Origin of the sequence: Flavobacterium sp. LMO6 (assembly GCF_009495795.1) — a bacterium.
Classification (GTDB): domain Bacteria; phylum Bacteroidota; class Bacteroidia; order Flavobacteriales; family Flavobacteriaceae; genus Flavobacterium.
Map to the genome: position 1 here is coordinate 87737 of NZ_WIBH01000009.1, position 17198 is coordinate 104934.

At 31.9% G+C, this 17198-nt stretch carries 14 protein-coding genes; all 14 read right to left on the reverse strand.

Annotation, left to right across the window (positions count from 1 at the left end; translation table 11 throughout):
• Position 1 precedes the first annotated feature (1 nt).
• Positions 2–538: a mechanosensitive ion channel domain-containing protein gene (locus tag GFJ99_RS10365; RefSeq protein WP_008258111.1), complete on the reverse strand. Its 537-nt coding sequence runs from the start codon at positions 536–538 to the stop codon at positions 2–4.
• A complete protein-coding gene (locus tag GFJ99_RS10370) occupies positions 531–1115 on the reverse strand; it encodes a Maf-like protein (RefSeq protein WP_153208642.1) in 585 nt (194 codons plus the stop codon). The genes GFJ99_RS10365 and GFJ99_RS10370 overlap by 8 nt, the downstream gene beginning before the upstream one ends.
• Positions 1108–2031: a geranylgeranylglycerol-phosphate geranylgeranyltransferase gene (locus tag GFJ99_RS10375; protein WP_153208643.1), complete on the reverse strand. Its 924-nt coding sequence runs from the start codon at positions 2029–2031 to the stop codon at positions 1108–1110. The genes GFJ99_RS10370 and GFJ99_RS10375 overlap by 8 nt, the downstream gene beginning before the upstream one ends.
• A 73-nt stretch (positions 2032–2104) precedes the next feature.
• Positions 2105–2479 carry a four helix bundle protein gene (locus GFJ99_RS10380; protein WP_008258118.1) on the reverse strand — a complete coding sequence of 125 codons (375 nt, stop codon included), beginning with the start codon at positions 2477–2479 and terminating at the stop codon, positions 2105–2107.
• 71 nt (positions 2480–2550) lie between these two features.
• A complete protein-coding gene (locus GFJ99_RS10385) occupies positions 2551–3078 on the reverse strand; it encodes an HAD family hydrolase (RefSeq protein WP_153208644.1) in 528 nt (175 codons plus the stop codon).
• Positions 3062–3820, reverse strand: a complete 759-nt coding sequence (locus tag GFJ99_RS10390) for a Rossmann-like and DUF2520 domain-containing protein (protein ID WP_153208645.1) — start codon at positions 3818–3820, stop codon at positions 3062–3064. Before GFJ99_RS10390 ends, GFJ99_RS10385 begins: the two co-directional genes overlap by 17 nt.
• 105 nt (positions 3821–3925) lie before the next feature.
• Positions 3926–6355, reverse strand: a complete 2430-nt coding sequence (gene pheT, locus GFJ99_RS10395; protein ID WP_153208646.1) for a phenylalanine--tRNA ligase subunit beta — start codon at positions 6353–6355, stop codon at positions 3926–3928.
• A 334-nt stretch (positions 6356–6689) separates the two neighbouring features.
• Entirely contained in the window at positions 6690–7703 is a 1014-nt protein-coding gene (locus GFJ99_RS10400; protein ID WP_153208647.1) for a proline iminopeptidase-family hydrolase, read from the reverse strand.
• A gap of 2 nt (positions 7704–7705) precedes the next feature.
• Positions 7706–8224 carry a hypothetical protein gene (locus tag GFJ99_RS10405; RefSeq protein ID WP_153208648.1) on the reverse strand — a complete coding sequence of 173 codons (519 nt, stop codon included), beginning with the start codon at positions 8222–8224 and terminating at the stop codon, positions 7706–7708.
• A gap of 58 nt (positions 8225–8282) precedes the next feature.
• Positions 8283–9146 carry a bestrophin family protein gene (locus GFJ99_RS10410; RefSeq protein WP_153208649.1) on the reverse strand — a complete coding sequence of 288 codons (864 nt, stop codon included), beginning with the start codon at positions 9144–9146 and terminating at the stop codon, positions 8283–8285.
• 45 nt (positions 9147–9191) lie between these two features.
• Entirely contained in the window at positions 9192–10496 is a 1305-nt protein-coding gene (locus tag GFJ99_RS10415) for a TolC family protein (protein ID WP_153208650.1), read from the reverse strand.
• A gap of 126 nt (positions 10497–10622) precedes the next feature.
• On the reverse strand, positions 10623–13712 hold the full coding sequence (locus GFJ99_RS10420) for an efflux RND transporter permease subunit (protein ID WP_153208651.1): 3090 nt from the start codon (positions 13710–13712) through the stop codon (positions 10623–10625).
• A gap of 31 nt (positions 13713–13743) precedes the next feature.
• A complete protein-coding gene (locus GFJ99_RS10425; RefSeq protein ID WP_153208652.1) occupies positions 13744–14802 on the reverse strand; it encodes an efflux RND transporter periplasmic adaptor subunit in 1059 nt (352 codons plus the stop codon).
• Between the two features lie 141 nt (positions 14803–14943).
• Positions 14944–17058 (reverse strand): ATP-dependent DNA helicase RecG, encoded by a 2115-nt coding sequence (gene recG, locus GFJ99_RS10430; RefSeq protein WP_153208653.1) that lies wholly within the window; start codon positions 17056–17058, stop codon positions 14944–14946.
• Between the last annotated feature and the right edge of the window lie 140 nt (positions 17059–17198).

A 17198-nucleotide genomic window follows, 5' to 3' on the forward strand; every position in this document is an offset into this window, starting at 1 on the left:
TTTAATCAAAAAATTCTTTTTCTTCTGTTGGTTTATAGATTACCGAAATTCCTTTTTGCATTAATAAGTTATTTGGATAAGTAATGGTTTCTCCATCAGATGATTTTAAAATAATATAAAATGCTTTAATATCATCTATTTCACCTTCAATAGGAAAATCTTTATCGTGAATCTTGATTTTATCTCCAATTTTGAACGGATAAGAAAAGAAAATTATAATTCCGGCTGTAATGTTACTTAAAATAGACCATTGAGCAAAGGATGCTACACCTACAACAGCAAAAACAGAAGAAATAAATAATAAAATTTGATCTTTTTTTACTCCCCAAATAATAGTCACAGAAATTAGTGCTAAAATAACTAATAATAAGTTTATGTACTTGATAATTAAGTTTGTACGATGTTCTAAAACTTCGTTTAATCGGGCAAACCGTCTCACTAATTTAGCAATACTTATTCGCAAAATGATATAGACAAAGAGTACAACTAGTGTTGCAATTTCTTCGTGTAAATACGGATTATTTATTAGTTCAAGCATATTCCATTAGTTTTTGAAATAACATATCGGTTGGTAATCCTACTACGTTAGTGTACGAGCCTTCAATTTTGGAAATACCAATTAAGCCAATCCAATCTTGTATACCATAACTTCCGGCTTTATCAAATGGTTGGTAATTGTCTAAATAATAGCAAATTGCTTCGTCTGATAAAGTTGCAAAAGTTACTTTGGTAATACAATTAAAAACTTCTGTTTTTTTAACAGATTTTAAACAAACTGAAGTAATTACTTCGTGTGTTTGATTGGATAATTGTTGCAACATTTTAAAAGCATCGTTATAGTCTTTTGGTTTGCCTAACGCTTTTCCTTCCAACCAAACTATTGTATCGCTGGTTACTAAAACATCATTTTCTTGCAACTCATTTTCAAAAGCATTGGCTTTTAACTCAGCTAAAAAATCGGTAATTTCATTAGCTTTTAAATGTTCTGGATATATTTCTTCAATTTCTTTTAATCGAATGGTGTAATGTAAATCCATTTCTTTAAAGAACTGCTGCCTTCTTGGTGAACCAGAAGCTAAAATAATTTGGCAAGCATTTAATTTTTCTTTAAGCATGAGATAGTTTTAAATTATATACAATAACAGCAATTGAAATAATTCCAAAGAATAAAATTAATTTTAAAACTAAACTCAAATGATGGAATTCTTTTTTCTCTTTTGCCGTTTGTAATCTTACTCCAAAATAGAGTAGTGGTCCAATAATTAAAGCCAAGGCATAATAGACAACGTAATCTAATTCAAATAAATATGTTTTTACATAGTAGGCTAAAATTACAACAGCAATAACCGTTAAGATACTTACAATAATTTTAGTTTTATTAATTCCTATGGCAATTGGTAAAGTATTAATTCCTGTTTGATAATCGCCATCTAAATCTTCTAAATCTTTAATAATTTCACGAATTAAATTAATGATAAAAGCAAAAATGGCATAATCAATTAAAATTCCAAAAACTTCTCCCATTCTTATTTTATTTTCGGAATCAGTTGCAGGGAAAACATCAAATAACGCAATAATAACAATACTTATTGATAGTAAAAAGGCAACAATGATATTCCCTAAAACTGGAATTTGCTTTAAATTTGTTGCATATACATAAAGTAAAGTAGCCACCAAAATAAACATCGAAGCAAAAGTAGGTTTATAAATAACATTTGATAAATAAAAACCAATTCCAACTCCAATTATTGTTAATCCAATATACCAATTATAAGCCACAGTTTCAGAAATAGAAACGCCTACCACACGATTTTGAGGCTTTGCAATTTCATCGGTATCTTGATCCATAATATTGTTAATGACATAGCCACCAGCAGCAATACAAATTGTTGAAATGATTAGTAATGCATAATTAAAATCGGTTAGTGCTAAATAAATATAGGATTTTGTTAAAAATAAATAACGAAATACCAATTGCATAAAGGCTAGCATAAGTAGGTTTTGATATCGAATTAGTTTTAAGTATTTCATGTTTCAGTGTTCGGTGTTCAGTGTTCAGTATTCAGTGTTCAGTATTCAGTGTTCATTGTTCGGTGTTCAGTGTTCAGTGTTCGGTTTTTACACCAAATTTTGCTGGATTTAATAGCATATAATTTATTAGTTTTCCGACTTCTTTATTCTTTTCGGTTAATTCGTTGAAAATGTTTTCGTTTATGTATTTGCATGCATAAGCAAATTCTAACCAGGTTTGTGTTTCAGAGTTTTCGGCATCACAATCTGTTAATTTACTGTGAAAGTGTTTTGGGTAAACTCTTTTTCGATAAGATTCGGCAATATTTGCACAAACACTTCGAGATGAGCGTCTAATTTGGTCAGTAAGTGAATAGGTTTCTTCTTTTGGAAATGATTTTGAAACTTCAAAAATCTCCATTGCAACTTCAAATCCTTTTTTATAAGCTAATAAATCTTGATAGATCATTCTAAATTATTAATAGTTAATATACAATTTTTTTAACTGACCACTCCACACTGACCACTGATTACTTATCATTAATCAAACTTCGCATCAAAATGTTCCATCCATTTGCCTTGAACTTTCATTACTTGCTCTATTACATCACGAACGGCACCTTTTCCACCTTCTACATGGGATACATATTTAGAAATTCCTTTTATTTCAGGAACAGCGTTTTGAGGACACGTTGGTAATCCGACTAATTGCATTACGTGATAATCGGGAATATCGTCTCCCATATATAACACATTTTCAGGTTTGATATTGTAAATATCAGTGAACTCTTTAAACGTTTCTACTTTATTTGGAACACCTAAATGAATATCGGTAATTCCTAAATTTCTCAAACGAACGCGAACTCCTTCGTTACTTCCGCCTGAAATAATGCAAACCGTGTAACCATTTTCAACTGCTGCTTTCATAGCATAACCGTCTCTAATGTTCATGTTTCGAAGCATTTCGCCTGTTGGAGTTACGTGTATAGTTCCATCGGTTAATACACCATCTACATCTAAAATAAACGTAGTAATATTGTTCATGAGTTCTTTATAACTTTTTGACATGTTGAATCGATTGTGTAAGTAATTGATAAAGGTTTTTATATTCTGGATTTTCTAAGAAATCTATATGTTTTACAATGGTTTTGGTGTCGTTTCGTAATGCTGGACCCGTTTGTGCTTCTCTTGGCGAAAGTTCCGTAATTTTATGAGCCGTTTCCTGAATTAACGGATGCAATACTTCAAACGGAACCTTATTTTCTTCGCATATTTCATTTCCGATTTCGTACAAATGATTCACGAAATTACATACAAAAACAGCAGCTACGTGTAAACTTTTTCGTTGTTCCGAAGAAATGTGAACTACTTTTTGTGAAATGCAATTCCCTAATTTTTCTAAAAGTTGGTAATCGGATTCATTTTCAGCTTCCAAACAAATTGGAATGGGAGCGAAGTCGATATCCTTACCTTTCGTGAAGGTTTGCAACGGATAAAAAACACCTTTTCTGTTTTTATCATTCAATACAGAAAGTTCTGACGAACCCGAAGTATGCACCACCAAACGATTTTCAAACGGCAATTGAGCAGAAACTTCCGCAATAGCATTATCTGAAACCGAAATTATGTACAAATCGGCTTCTGTAATTTTTTGATAATCAGCAGTAATTTTTTTCTCAGTAAGCAAATGTGATAAATGACTTGGGTTACGAGCAAATGCTTGTACCAAATCTACATTTTTAGCTTGCAAAAACACCTGAATTAAGTGCTGCGCCACATTTCCTGAACCAATAAGTACGACTTTTATCATGGGGTAAAAATAGTGAATTTTGAGGAAATTTTGTAATTAAAAACGCCTGATTCATTTGAATTAGGCGTTTTTTATACTTTAAACTGCGACTGTAAACTGAACACTCTAGCGTAAGCTCGCGCCCAACTGACTTTCAAAGTTACCTTGTAATTTGCTCATGATTTTATCAATTTGAGTATCTGTCAAGGTTTTAGAATTATCTTGTAAAATGAAACTTACGGCATACGATTTTTTTCCTTCTGGTAAGTTCTTTCCTTGGTAAACGTCAAATAAATTGATATCTTTTAATAAGCTTTTTTCGGTTTGTTTTGCAATATTAAATATTTGTTCAAATTGAATGTTTTCGTCGACTAGCAAAGCAAAATCTCTACGAACTTCTGGATATTTAGGAATATCAGTATATTTTATTTTATTGGAAACATATTTTTGAATTTTCCCCCAATTAAAATCGGCATACAACACTTCTTGTTTAATATCGAAATGTTTTAAAATTGATTTTTTAATGGTTCCAAATTCCACAATTACTTCTTTACCAACCGCTAAAGCTAATCCTTCTGCAAAAACATCATTTTCAAATGGTAATGAAACTACTTTTTTGTCTAATCCTAAACGACTTAAAACGTATATTACATAGCCTTTAAACAAAAAGAAATCTGATTTTTCTTGAGGTTTAACCCATGTTTCATTGTTTCTGTTTCCTGTTACAGTTAATGTTAAGTGTTTCTCTTCGTCATAACTTGCCGGTAATTTATGATAGGTTTTTCCAAATTCAAAAAACTTTAAATCGCTTCGTCTTCTATTGATATTAAAGGAAACAGCTTCTAAAGCAGAAAACAATAAAGATTGACGCATTGCAGATAAATCGTTACTTAACGGATTTAACATCAATACATTAAATTCTTCTTTTAAATTTTCTGAAAGTTTTACATAATCTGGTGTTGTTAATGAGTTGGCCATCATTTCATTAAACCCTAACGAACACAATTGATTTGCAATGATATTTTGAACATTAAATTCTTCTGTTCTTATGGAATTTGCAATAGTTGCATTTAATTTAGAAGGAATTTTAATGTTGTTGTATCCATATACGCGAAGAATTTCTTCGATAACATCAATTTCTCTAGTTACATCTACTCGGTAAGCGGGAATAGTTAATCCTAAACCAGCATCAGAAATAGAGTTAACTTTTATATCAAGCGAAACTAGAATTTTCTTAATGGTTTCGGGTTTAATTTCCTCACCAATAATTCTATTCACTTTATCAAAATGGATAAATACGCTAAAATCTTCTATTTTCTTTGGATATAAATCAACAATATCAGAAGTTATTTCTCCACCTGCTACTTCCTGAATTAATAAAGCAGCACGTTTTAATGCATATTCAGTTATTGTTGGGTCAATTCCTCTTTCAAAACGGAAAGAAGCATCGGTACTTAAGGAATGTCTTTTAGCTGTTTTTCTAATTGAAACCGGATTAAAATATGCACTTTCTAAGAAAATAGCTTGTGTGTTTTCTGAAACTCCTGAATTTTTACCACCAAAAACTCCTGCAATACACATAGGTCCAGATTCGTCACATATCATTAAATCTTCTTCGTGTAAAGTACGTTCTATATCATCTAGTGTAGTAAATTTTGTTCCAGCCGCAACGGTTTTTACAATTACCTTATTGCCTTTAATTTGAGCTGCATCAAAAGCATGTAAAGGTTGTCCTAATTCGTGTAAAACGTAGTTAGTAACGTCAACAATATTATTTTTTGGCGTTAAACCAATTGCTTTTAACCGGTTTTGTAACCATTCTGGTGATGTTTTTACGGTAACTCCAGAAATAGTAACACCACAATATCTTGGTGCTAATTTTTCATTTTCTACTTTAACATCAATTTTTAGTGTACGTTTTTCTACTTTAAAATTACTAACAGATGGTGTTATTAACTCTGAAATGATTCCTTTTTGAGATAATCCTGCTTTTAAATCACGAGCAACACCCATATGTGACATAGCATCGGCACGGTTTGGTGTTAACCCAATTTCAAAAACTTCATCGGTTTCAATATTAAAAACTTTAGAACCTAAAGTTCCAGGTTTTAAATCTTCGTTTAAGATTAAAATTCCGTCATGACTTTCGCCTAAGCCTAATTCGTCTTCAGCACAAATCATTCCGTGACTTTCTTGACCACGAATTTTACCTTTTTTAATTTCAAAAGCATTTCCTTCTTTATCGTACAATTTTGTTCCAATAGTTGCTACTGGTACTTTTTGCCCTGCCGCAACGTTTGGTGCACCACAAACAATTTGAACTGGAGCATTTCCGTCTCCTAAATCGACTGTTGTAATTTTTAATTTATCAGCATCAGGATGTTTTTCACATGTTAAAACATGTCCTACAACTATTCCTTGTAAACCACCTTTTAAGCTTTCAAATTTATCTACACCTTCTACTTCCAAACCTAAATCGGTTAGAATATCACTAACTTCATCAGATTTTAATTCGGTTTTAATAAATTGTTTTAGCCAATTGTAAGATATACGCATTTTGTATCGAATTTTAAAAGGCAAAGATACTTTATAAAATTAGAATTTAGAAATTAGAATTTAGAAATTTTGAACAGTAGTTTGGTGATAAGTTTTGTTAAATTGCTAGAAGCTGGATGAGGGAAGCTGGATGTTTAAAACTTCTTAAAGAACTTATATACTCTATATAGTTATCATTGAGGGAAATATACATTGTATCTTTTTACAAAACACATAGGCACAATAGAATGCCTATGTGTTGATATTTTAAGCTTTGCACTTTACATAGTTTACATAGTTGTGTAAATTAAGTTTTGTGAAACGTTCTGTTTAACTTTGCGAAACGCTGTGCAACTTACTTTTTCAAGAACGAAATCAATCCTTCAAAATACGTTTTTTGATCATCGTAAAATGCCATATGACTTCCTTTTGAACATAATAAAAAAGAACCTTTTGGTAATAATGTACTCATTTTTTCCATGAATTTTGGATCCATGGTGTCATGAGTTGCTCCAATAACCAAACTTGGAATAGTAATATTTTTTAATTCGTTTGTTCTGTCCCAATTTTCTAATTTTCCAGAAATACCAAATTCACTCGGACCTTGCATGGTTACGTAAAGCGATTGATTCATTTTAGCAAACGAACGATTTACTGGCTCTGGCCAATCTTTTGCAGAAAAACGAAGAATATGTTTTTCATAGAAATTTGGGAGTAACAATTCCATATATCTCGGATTTGAAAAGTCTTTATCGGCTTCAATTTTCATTATTTCAGCTAACACTTCAGGATTCATTTGTTTTGCCAACACATCATCTGCATATTTTCCATATTCTGGGCAGCTAGACATCATGTTAGAAATAATTAAGCCTTTCATATTATTTTGATATTTTAAGCTGTATTCCATAGCTAAAATACCGCCCCAAGAATGGCCAAGTAAATAAAAATTGTCTTTATTTAAATTTAAAGCTATTCTAACTTGTTCTACTTCTTCTACATATCTTGCCAAATCCCACATGGAAATATCATTCGGATTATCTGCATTTCCGCAACCTAATTGATCGTAATAAATGAACTCGATGCCTTCAGCAGGTAAGAAATTTTCAAAACATTCAAAGTATTCGTGTGTAGCACCAGGTCCGCCATTTAAAAGCAATACTTTAATTTTTGGATTGTTGCCAATGCGCTTCGTCCAAACGTTGAATGTTCCTTTTGGTGTGGAAATAGGAATAACTTTCACTCCGCCATTTTGAATACTATCAGAAGATTGTGCAAAATACTCGTTTTGAGTGGCTACCGTTTCTTGTTTACAGCTTGTAAATAAAGCGATCGAGAAGAGTAGGAGTGTGGTGCGGAATAGGTTTTTCATGGTTAACTTATTTTAATTTTAAATTCATCTCTAGAAGGAATAAGTTTTAAACTTTCCAATAGTTCTTTTTCTTTTCCTAATATGATTATTGCAGATTCAATGAATTCAAATGTTTTATAATAATCTTCGATACTAAATGAATCTAAAAAATCTTTATAGTTTTCATCTAAATGAGCATAAAATTTATCTCTAATATTAGTGAGTGAATTTAGTTCAGCTTTAAAATTATCAAGACTTTCTAGTAAGAGCTTTGCTTGTTCATTATTTTTATTTCTTAGCAATTTAAAAATGTTATCTTTCGAAGTAGATTCTTTGTCTTTTATTGTTTTGTAAAGTTCTATATGTAAGTCTTTTAATAATAGGTATCTACAATGATATAGGAGTTCATTATTATCAACAAAAACTTTAATATCAGAATTATTTTCTTTCAAATCAATATTGCTTAAATAACACCAACCTTCCCAACTTTTTCGAGCGTTACTGTAATTTTTTAAAAGCCTTTCAGTTTCTTTATCATTCATTGTAATTATTTAAAATGAAATTTATTTATCTCAAATATACCAAATTCCCTCCAAGTTCTTACAAAATCTCTTCCACGTGTTTTTTAATATTCGAAGCTATTTTTGTCATCGGTAAATCGTTGGCGTCGTTGCCAAATGGGTCTTCGATTTCTTCGGCGATTAATTCTAAACTCGCTAAAACATAGAAGATAAAAATCACTACAGGAATTACGTAGTAACCCAAACTAAATACAAATCCAAAAGGCAATGTCATCACAAAAAAGAAGATGAATTTTTTGATAAACGAACTGTAAGAGTAGGGAATAGGGGTGTTTTTAATGCGTTCGCAAGCACCACAAATATCTGTAAATGATTGTAATTCTGAATTTATAATGTAAAATTGGTCTCCCGTAATTTTCCCAGAAGTATATAAGTCATTTGCTTTTTGAAACAGCATTTTAGCCACCTGATTGGGTTTGTGTTTGTTGTGATCAAAATCAAAGTCAAAACCTTCAAATAACATTTTGCCAACCTCATCATTTGACAAATGCTTTGATAAAATAGAGGCATAAGCCGGAATTACTTTTCTAAAATATGTTCTATCGTTTTCTTCTTTTAAATAGGCCGCTAATTTGATAGACAAGTTTCTACTATTATTTACTAATGCTCCCCAATGTTTTCTGCCTTCCCACCATCTATCATAGGCCGTGTTGGTTCTATATGCCAATAATAACGACAATACAAAACCTACTGTTGTATGCATTAAGTTTAGGTTTTTTACATGACTTGTTTCAGAAAGTTTCCAATATTCGAGTTCCAAATACGCAACTCCACCAGAATATAATCCTATCAGTAACATCATAGGAATTAATTTACGAAAAGTATCCGATTTGTGAAAACGAAATATAAAAGTAATCCAGTCTTTTGGGTTGTATTGAACCATTTGTAAGTAAAAAGTAAAAAGTGAGAAGTAAAAAGTTTAAATATATTAATTTAATTGTAAAGTGCCTGCTAATTCTTTTAGGTTAATTTCGGAAAGTTTAGTTACATATTGCGCATTTGAATAGCGAACGGCTGCTTCTACAAAATTTTGTTGCGCCGTTCTAAATTCGATTGTAGTTATGGTTCCAATTTTAAATTTAGCCATTGTAATATCTAAGTTTTGTTTGGCTATTTCTAAGTTTTTTTCTTCCACTTTAATTAGCTCTAAATTAGTTTGAAAACTAGTAAATAATGAAGATAATTTCGAAGATAACGACAGCTTTTGTTGTTCTAAAAGTAAACCAGCATTTTCAGCTTGGTATTTTGCTGCTTTTTCATTTTTATTTTGAAGAAAGCCATTAAAAATAGGAACTGTTGCTGTTACACCATATACAAAACCTTGTCCAGAAGATTGCGTGATGAATCCTAAAGAAGCTTCCGAACGTGTGAAATTGTAACCCGAAGTAATTCGAACCGTAGGATAACGATTGCCTTTCACCTGTTTCAAATTCAAATCGGCTATTTTTTTAGTCAGGATTTGCGATTGCAATTGCGGATTTTGTTTTTCTGCACTTGCTTGTAGTTCTTTGTAATCTAAATTTTGCTCAAATGAAACCTCATTAGCCACTACAAAATCGGTTTGTAAATCGCGTATTAGTAATTCATTCATTCTAATTTTTGCAATTTTATATTGTTCCTTTTGTCTTAAAAGTAAACTTAAATCGCTATTTAAATCTACTTGTGCATTTAATACTTCAAGTTTAGATGCTTTACCAATAATAAACCGATTTTGTGCGGTTGTTAATCGTTGGTTCGAAATTACAATCGCCGTATCGATAGAAGCCATAACTTGTTGTTGTTGCACCATATCGAAATACGTTAAATACACATCGCTGATTTTAGTTAAAATTGCAGCTTGTAATTCGGCTTTTCCTTGCTGTTCTAAAACATTTAATTGTTCTTTTCTTGCAAACATGCTTAAACCATCAAAAATGGTCCAATCTAATCCTACACCATAGCTTAAGTTCATGTTTTTAGCACCATCTAATTGTCTAACGGTTCCGTCGCCTTGTGTTTGTTTGGTGTCTAATTGACTGTTATTATTGGTAAAATTTGCATTTAAAGAAGGTAACATACCCGCATTTGCTAAATTGTTGTTTGTAGCGTTTATTTTGGAATCATTTTCGGATATTTTAATATCGTAATTATTTTCCAACGCTATTTTAACGGCATCTTCTAGCGATAGCAGTTCTTGTGCTTGCGATGAAAACCCAATGATAACAAATAATAAGCTTGTATATAAATTTCGCATAGTGTTTTTATGTTTTCACCGCAGATTCGCAGATTTTTTTTAGTGTTGTTTTTTATTGAATACGTATATTAATGATGACGATTCAAATTATTCTTAATATTTTAATTTACGAATCTGCGGTTTATTTTATTTCTCTAAAGCATCTAAATTATCAAATTCTGGTCGGTGTTTTTTAGCTCTCGACCACATTAAATAAATGGTAGGAATTACGAATAAAGTTAAAATTAACGAAAACATCGTTCCGCCTACAATTACAACTCCCATTCCCATTCTACTTGCCGAAGCCGCTCCAAGCGATAAAGCAATGGGTAAAGCTCCTAAAGCGATTGCTAAACTCGTCATTAAAATTGGTCGTAAACGCGCTTCTGAAGCCTCTAAAATAGCATCGTATTTCGATTTTCCTTGTTCTCGAAGTTGGTTGGCAAATTCTACTATCAGAATTCCGTTTTTAGTTACCAATCCAATTAACATGATGGTTCCAATTTGACTAAAGATATTCCAAGTTTGTCCAAATAACCATAGTGAAAATAAAGCGCCTGCGACAGCCATTGGAACTGTTAAAATAATAATAAACGGATCTATGAAACTTTCAAACTGAGCGGCTAATATCAAATAGATTAGTAATAAAGCTAAACCGAAAGCGAAAGAAGTATTAGAGCTACTCTCAACAAAATCCCTCGATTCGCCACCTAAATCGGTAGTAAAAGATTTATCTAAAACACGTTCTTTTATCTCATTCATAGCTTCAATTCCATCGCCAATACTTTTGCTAGGTGCTAAACCAGCCGAAACAGTTGCCGACATGTATCGATTGTTATGATACAATTGTGGTGGATTACTTTTTTCTTCAATTTCTACTACATTATCCATTTGAATTAATTCTCCTTTGTTGTTTCTCACAAACATTGAGGTTAAATCCAGCGGTTTTGAGCGATCTTGTTGATCAAATTGTCCGATTACTTGATATTGTTTTCCATTTTTCATGAAATACCCAAAGCGTTGTCCACTTAGCGATAATTGAAGTGTTTGTGCAATATCTAAAACCGATATTCCTAAACTTTCCGCTTTTTCACGATTAATCGTTACATTAATTTCAGGTTTATTAAATTTCAAATTAACATCGGCCATAGAGAATGTTCCGTTTTTATTTACTTCATCCATAAAAACCGGAATCTTCTCTTGCAATTTTTCAAAGTTTTGAGCTTGAATAATATATTGAATTGGTAAACCACCTCTACGACTTACTGATATGGTAGGTTGTTGAATTACAGATGTTTTAGCATCAGGATAGCGTTTAACCCATTTACCTAATTCATCAGCGATTTCCATTTGCGATTTTTCTCTACCATCAGGATTTTTTAATGAAATTCGAATAAAACCACTATTTACAGATGATGTTCCGCCAAAACCAGGAGATGAGATTACCAAACTTACTTGTTTCTCTGGAATAGAATCATCAACTAATTGTGACATTTCTTGCATAAATCGATTGGTATATTCGTATGAAGCACCTTCTGGAGTAGACATTCGCATAACAAACCCACTTCGATCATCTAAAGGAGCCGTTTCTTTTTGTAAAATAGAGAAAAAGAGAAAAATTAATCCAAAACATCCTACTATAATAGCAATACTCCATCCTTTTTTAGGAATAAAACGTTTTAAATTAGAAGCATAAGTTGTATTTAATTTTTCAAAATAGGGTTCGGTTGTCAAATAAAATTTCGACTTTTTTTGTTCGCCACCTTTCATTAAATACGCATTTAACATAGGTGTTAAAGTCAAGGAAACAAAAGCTGAAACCAATACAGCTGCTCCAATAACAATTCCAAATTCCCTAAATAATCGTCCAACAAATCCCTCTAAGAAGATTACAGGTAAAAATACGGCTGCTAGTGTAATTGATATAGAAATTACCGCAAAAAATATTTCGTTTGACCCTTTTATTGCCGCTTCAATTGGCGACATGCCTTCTTCTACTTTTTTATAGATATTTTCTGTAACTACAATACCATCATCTACCACCAAACCGGTTGCCAATACAATAGCCAAAAGTGTTAGTACATTGATTGAAAACCCGAAAAGCCACATAATAAAGAAAGTAGCAATTAGTGAAACCGGAATATCTATTAATGGTCGAAATGCAATGGCCCAATCTCTAAAAAACAAGTAAATAATTAAGATTACTAATAGTATTGAAATAGCTAACGTTTCGGCTACTTCTGTAACTGATCTTTTAACAAAAGTTGTGGTGTCGATTGCAATATTTAATTCGATATCTTTAGGAAGGTCTTTCTTTAATTGATCAAATTCTTTGTAAAAAGCATTTGAAATATCTAAATAATTAGCTCCAGGCAAAGGAACAATGGCTACACCAACAAGTGGCTTACCCGATTGTGTCATTTGAGTTTCAATATTTTCAGCCTCAAGCGTTGCTCTTCCAATATCACTTAATCTTACAATTTTATCATTTTCAGACCGAATAATAATATCGTTAAATTCTTTTTCAGAAGTTAAATTTCCAATAGTTTTTACTGTTAATTCAGTATTATTACCAGTTATTTTTCCGGAAGGAAGTTCTACATTTTGAGTATTAAGTGCGGTTCTAACATCGGCTACTGTAATACCATATGCCGCTAATTTATCAGGATCAATCCATAATCGCATTGCATATCGTTTTTGTCCCCAAATTTGAATACCACTTACTCCAGGAATAGTTTCTAAGCGTTGACTAATTACATTTTCTGCATAATCGCTTAATTCTAAAGCACTTTTAGTTTTACTTTGAACGGTCATTGAAATGATGGCTTCACTATTTGCATCTGCTTTTGATACAATAGGTTGCGAATCTATATCTTCTGGCAAACTTCTAACAGCTTGTGACACTTTATCACGCACATCATTGGCTGCCGCTTCTAAATCTTTATCTAAGTTGAACTCAATTGTAATGATGCTACTCCCTTGATTACTAGAAGAAGTAATGTTTTTAATACCATCAATAGCATTAATAGCTTTTTCTAATGGTTCTGTAATTTGCGATTCAATAATATCGGCATTAGCACCTGTATAATTGGTTCGTACAGAAATTTGAGCAGGATCAATTGATGGATATTCTCTAACGCCTAAAAACTTGTATCCAATAAAACCAAAAAGAATAATGGTTAAATTTAGTACAATAGTTAATACCGGTCTTTTTATGCTTAAGGTTGATAAACTCATGAATTTATTTTTTATTAAATAGAAATACTATCTATTGTAATGTTACTTTTACAGGAGCATCTGCTTTTAAACTCATAATACCACTCGTAATAAGAGTGTCGCCTTTTTTTAATCCTTCTATTACTAAAACATTGTTTTCGGTTCTAGTATCTGTTTTGATCCTTCTTTCAGTTGCCATATTATTTACGGCAACAAACACTTTTTTTCCATTTTGAATTGGAATTATAGCTTCGGTAGGAATTAATATTGCATTTTTTACAACATCTAATGGCAATTCTACATTTGCATAGGTTCCAGGAAAAAGTGAATTATTTTTATTTTCTGTTGCCGCTCTAACTTGCAAGGTTCTAGTTGTAATATCGATACTTGGTTCTATAGCATAAATTTTAGCTTCAAATTCTTCTGAAGTTCCGGCAACTTTAAATTTAATAATAGAATTAACTTGCACCTTAGCAGCATATTTTTCAGGAATAGAAAAAGTAATTTTCAATTGATTGGTATTTACCAAATTTGTAATCAAAAGAGAAGGAGTTACATACGTTCCTGGTGATATGTTTCGTAAACCAATTTTTCCAGAAAACGGAGCTCTTATTGTTGTTTTAGCAATTTGAGCTTGTATTAATTGTGTTTGCGCTTTTAAGCTTCTAAATTCTGCACTAGCAATATCGTATTCTTCTTGACTAATGGCTTCTTTTTGAAGTAATAATTTAGCTCTTCTTTCATTTTCACCAGCTAAACTCTGACGGGTTTGTGCCTGCGAAAGTTGGGCACGTAGTTCAATATCGTTAACCTTAATTAAAACTTGACCTTTACTAACATTTGTGCCTTCTGTAAAATATATTTTTTCTACAACTCCCGATACTTCACTTCTAATTTCAACTGTTTCATTTGCTTCAATAGAACCCGAAAGTGAAATTGTATTAGCATAGTCCATCTCAGATATTACAATTGCATTTACAGCCATTGGTGATTTTTTTCCACCTTTATCATTATTTTTTGATTCTTCTTCTACATTAGAAAAAATTCGATACACAATCAATCCTAATAACAAAATAACTATAATAGAGATACTAAATTTTTTTAAATTCATGTGAGTTTTTATTTATAGATTACAAAGCTAACTTTTACGTTTTAAAAACCATATAACTTACCATTAATTTAACATAGTTGTAGATACAAATGTTTAAAGAAGTTTAAATGTTTAAGTGAATAATAGTTTGAAAAATACAGCTTAGCTAATGTAATTCCAAATGGTTTTCTTTTTGCTTAATTCGATAAAAGCTGCTCTCAATTTTGCATGTTCTGGTTTTTCCATTGGAGCATCTTCTTTTAGAAGTTTTGTGGCGTGATGCCTAGCCAATTGAAGAATGTCTTTATCTTTAACCAAATCAGCAATTTGCAAGTTTAAAACACCACTTTGTTGTTTGCCCATGATATCTCCTGGACCACGAAGTTTTAAATCTACTTCCGAAATTTCGAAACCGTCATTAGTTCGAACCATTGTTTCCATTCGGATTTTACTATCGTTACTTAATTTATGACTTGTCATTAAAATACAATAGCTTTGTTCAGCACCACGGCCTACACGACCGCGTAACTGATGCAATTGCGATAAACCAAAACGTTCCGCACTTTCAATTATCATAACAGAAGCGTTAGGAACATTTACACCAACTTCAATTACTGTAGTGGCTACCATAATATTGGTTTTTCCTTCTGCAAAGCGACGCATTTCTTCGTCTTTATCGGCAGGTTTCATTTTTCCATGAACAATGGAAATAGAATAGTGTGGTAAAGGGAAATCTCTCGAGATACTTTCATAACCATCCATCAAATCTTTATAATCCATTTTTTCGGATTCCTGAATTAAAGGATATACAATATAAATTTGACGACCTTTTGCAATTTCATCTTTTATAAATTTCCAAACTTTTAATCGATTGGAATCATACCTATGAACCGTTTGTATCGGTTTTCTTCCTGGAGGCAATTCGTCAATTACTGAAATATCTAAATCGCCATACAAACTCATAGCTAAGGTACGTGGAATAGGAGTTGCTGTCATTACTAAAACATGTGGAGGAACATCATTTTTTTTCCAAAGTTTTGAACGCTGTTCCACTCCAAATCTGTGCTGTTCATCAATAATGGCTAAACCTAAATTTTGAAATTGTACTTTGTCTTCTAACAAAGCATGAGTTCCGATTAAAATATCTAAAGTTCCGTTTTCTAATGCTTCGTGAATAATTTTTCGCTCTGCTGTTTTAGTGGAACCTGTTAGAATTTTTATCGTTATGTTTAGTCCCGAAGTTTCGGGATTTAGTAATTCAGATAATCCGTTGAAATGTTGATTGGCTAAGATTTCTGTCGGAGCCATTAAACAGCTTTGAAAACCATTATCTTTTGCCAACAACATACACATTAACGCCACGATTGTTTTTCCGGAACCAACATCGCCTTGTAATAAACGATTCATTTGAGCATTACTTCCTAAGTCGTTACGGATTTCTTTTAAAACACGTTTTTGCGCATTCGTTAAATCAAAAGGTAAATGATTGTTATAGAAATCCGTGAAGTTTTCACCTACGCGTTCAAAAGGTAATCCTTTGATTTTGTGTTTGCGAATAAGGTTCTTCGTAATCAATTGCAATTGAATGAAAAACAACTCTTCAAACTTCAATCGGAATTGCGCTTTTGCCAATAAATCTTGACTTTTTGGAAAGTGTATATTGAATAAAGCCGCATTTTTTGGTATCAACTTTAATTCGTCTAAAAGGTAATTCGGTAAATTTTCCGAAAACATAGCTTGGGTTTCCCCAAACAATTGTTGCATCATTTTATTGATGACTTTGTTTGAGATCCCTTTGTTTCCAAGTTTTTCAGTGCTTGGATAAACGGGTTGCATCGCCGAACGAAGGCTAGCTTTGTGTTCGTCTAAAAATTCCATTTCAGGATGCGCCATATTGTATGTAGCGCCAAATTGGGTTACTTTTCCAAAAATCACATACGGAATATTGATTTTGATGCTTTCGCGAATCCATTTTTGTCCTTGAAACCACACCAATTCCATTTGGCCCGTATCATCAATAAAAGTAGCTACTAATCTCGAACGTCCTTTTCCTTGCTCAACCGTTTTGATATTGATGATTTTCCCAACGATTTGAACTTCCGAGTTACTGTTTTGTAGTTCGTTTATTTTGTAATAACGCGTTCTATCAATATAACGATTAGGAAATAAATTCAGCAAATCAGCATATTTATGAATGCCCAACTCCTTGCGCAATAAATCGCCACGCTGCGGACCAACGCCTTTGAGATATTCTATGGGAGTTTCGAGTAAGTTCATTTCAATATTTAGAGTTCAGAATTTGTTGTTCAATATTTATAATTTGAAAACACATAGGCACATAAGTTTAACTAACTCTAGATTTAGGGCGTTTCACTTTTCAGAGTTAACATAGAAAATCAGATTCATCTGATTTCTAA

Coding starts and splice junctions, on each gene's coding strand:
- pheT (WP_153208646.1), bottom strand. CDS start 6,355: ATGCGTATATCTTACAATTGGCTAAAACAATTTATTAAAACCGAATTA.
- GFJ99_RS10405 (WP_153208648.1), bottom strand. CDS start 8,224: ATGAATGATAAAGAAACTGAAAGGCTTTTAAAAAATTACAGTAACGCT.
- GFJ99_RS10400 (WP_153208647.1), bottom strand. CDS start 7,703: ATGAAAAACCTATTCCGCACCACACTCCTACTCTTCTCGATCGCTTTA.
- GFJ99_RS10415 (WP_153208650.1), bottom strand. CDS start 10,496: ATGCGAAATTTATATACAAGCTTATTATTTGTTATCATTGGGTTTTCA.
- GFJ99_RS10370 (WP_153208642.1), bottom strand. CDS start 1,115: ATGCTTAAAGAAAAATTAAATGCTTGCCAAATTATTTTAGCTTCTGGT.
- GFJ99_RS10375 (WP_153208643.1), bottom strand. CDS start 2,031: ATGAAATACTTAAAACTAATTCGATATCAAAACCTACTTATGCTAGCC.
- GFJ99_RS10390 (WP_153208645.1), bottom strand. CDS start 3,820: ATGATAAAAGTCGTACTTATTGGTTCAGGAAATGTGGCGCAGCACTTA.
- recG (WP_153208653.1), bottom strand. CDS start 17,058: ATGAACTTACTCGAAACTCCCATAGAATATCTCAAAGGCGTTGGTCCG.
- GFJ99_RS10420 (WP_153208651.1), bottom strand. CDS start 13,712: ATGAGTTTATCAACCTTAAGCATAAAAAGACCGGTATTAACTATTGTA.
- GFJ99_RS10365 (WP_008258111.1), bottom strand. CDS start 538: ATGCTTGAACTAATAAATAATCCGTATTTACACGAAGAAATTGCAACA.
- GFJ99_RS10410 (WP_153208649.1), bottom strand. CDS start 9,146: ATGGTTCAATACAACCCAAAAGACTGGATTACTTTTATATTTCGTTTT.
- GFJ99_RS10380 (WP_008258118.1), bottom strand. CDS start 2,479: ATGATCTATCAAGATTTATTAGCTTATAAAAAAGGATTTGAAGTTGCA.
- GFJ99_RS10425 (WP_153208652.1), bottom strand. CDS start 14,802: ATGAATTTAAAAAAATTTAGTATCTCTATTATAGTTATTTTGTTATTA.
- GFJ99_RS10385 (WP_153208644.1), bottom strand. CDS start 3,078: ATGTCAAAAAGTTATAAAGAACTCATGAACAATATTACTACGTTTATT.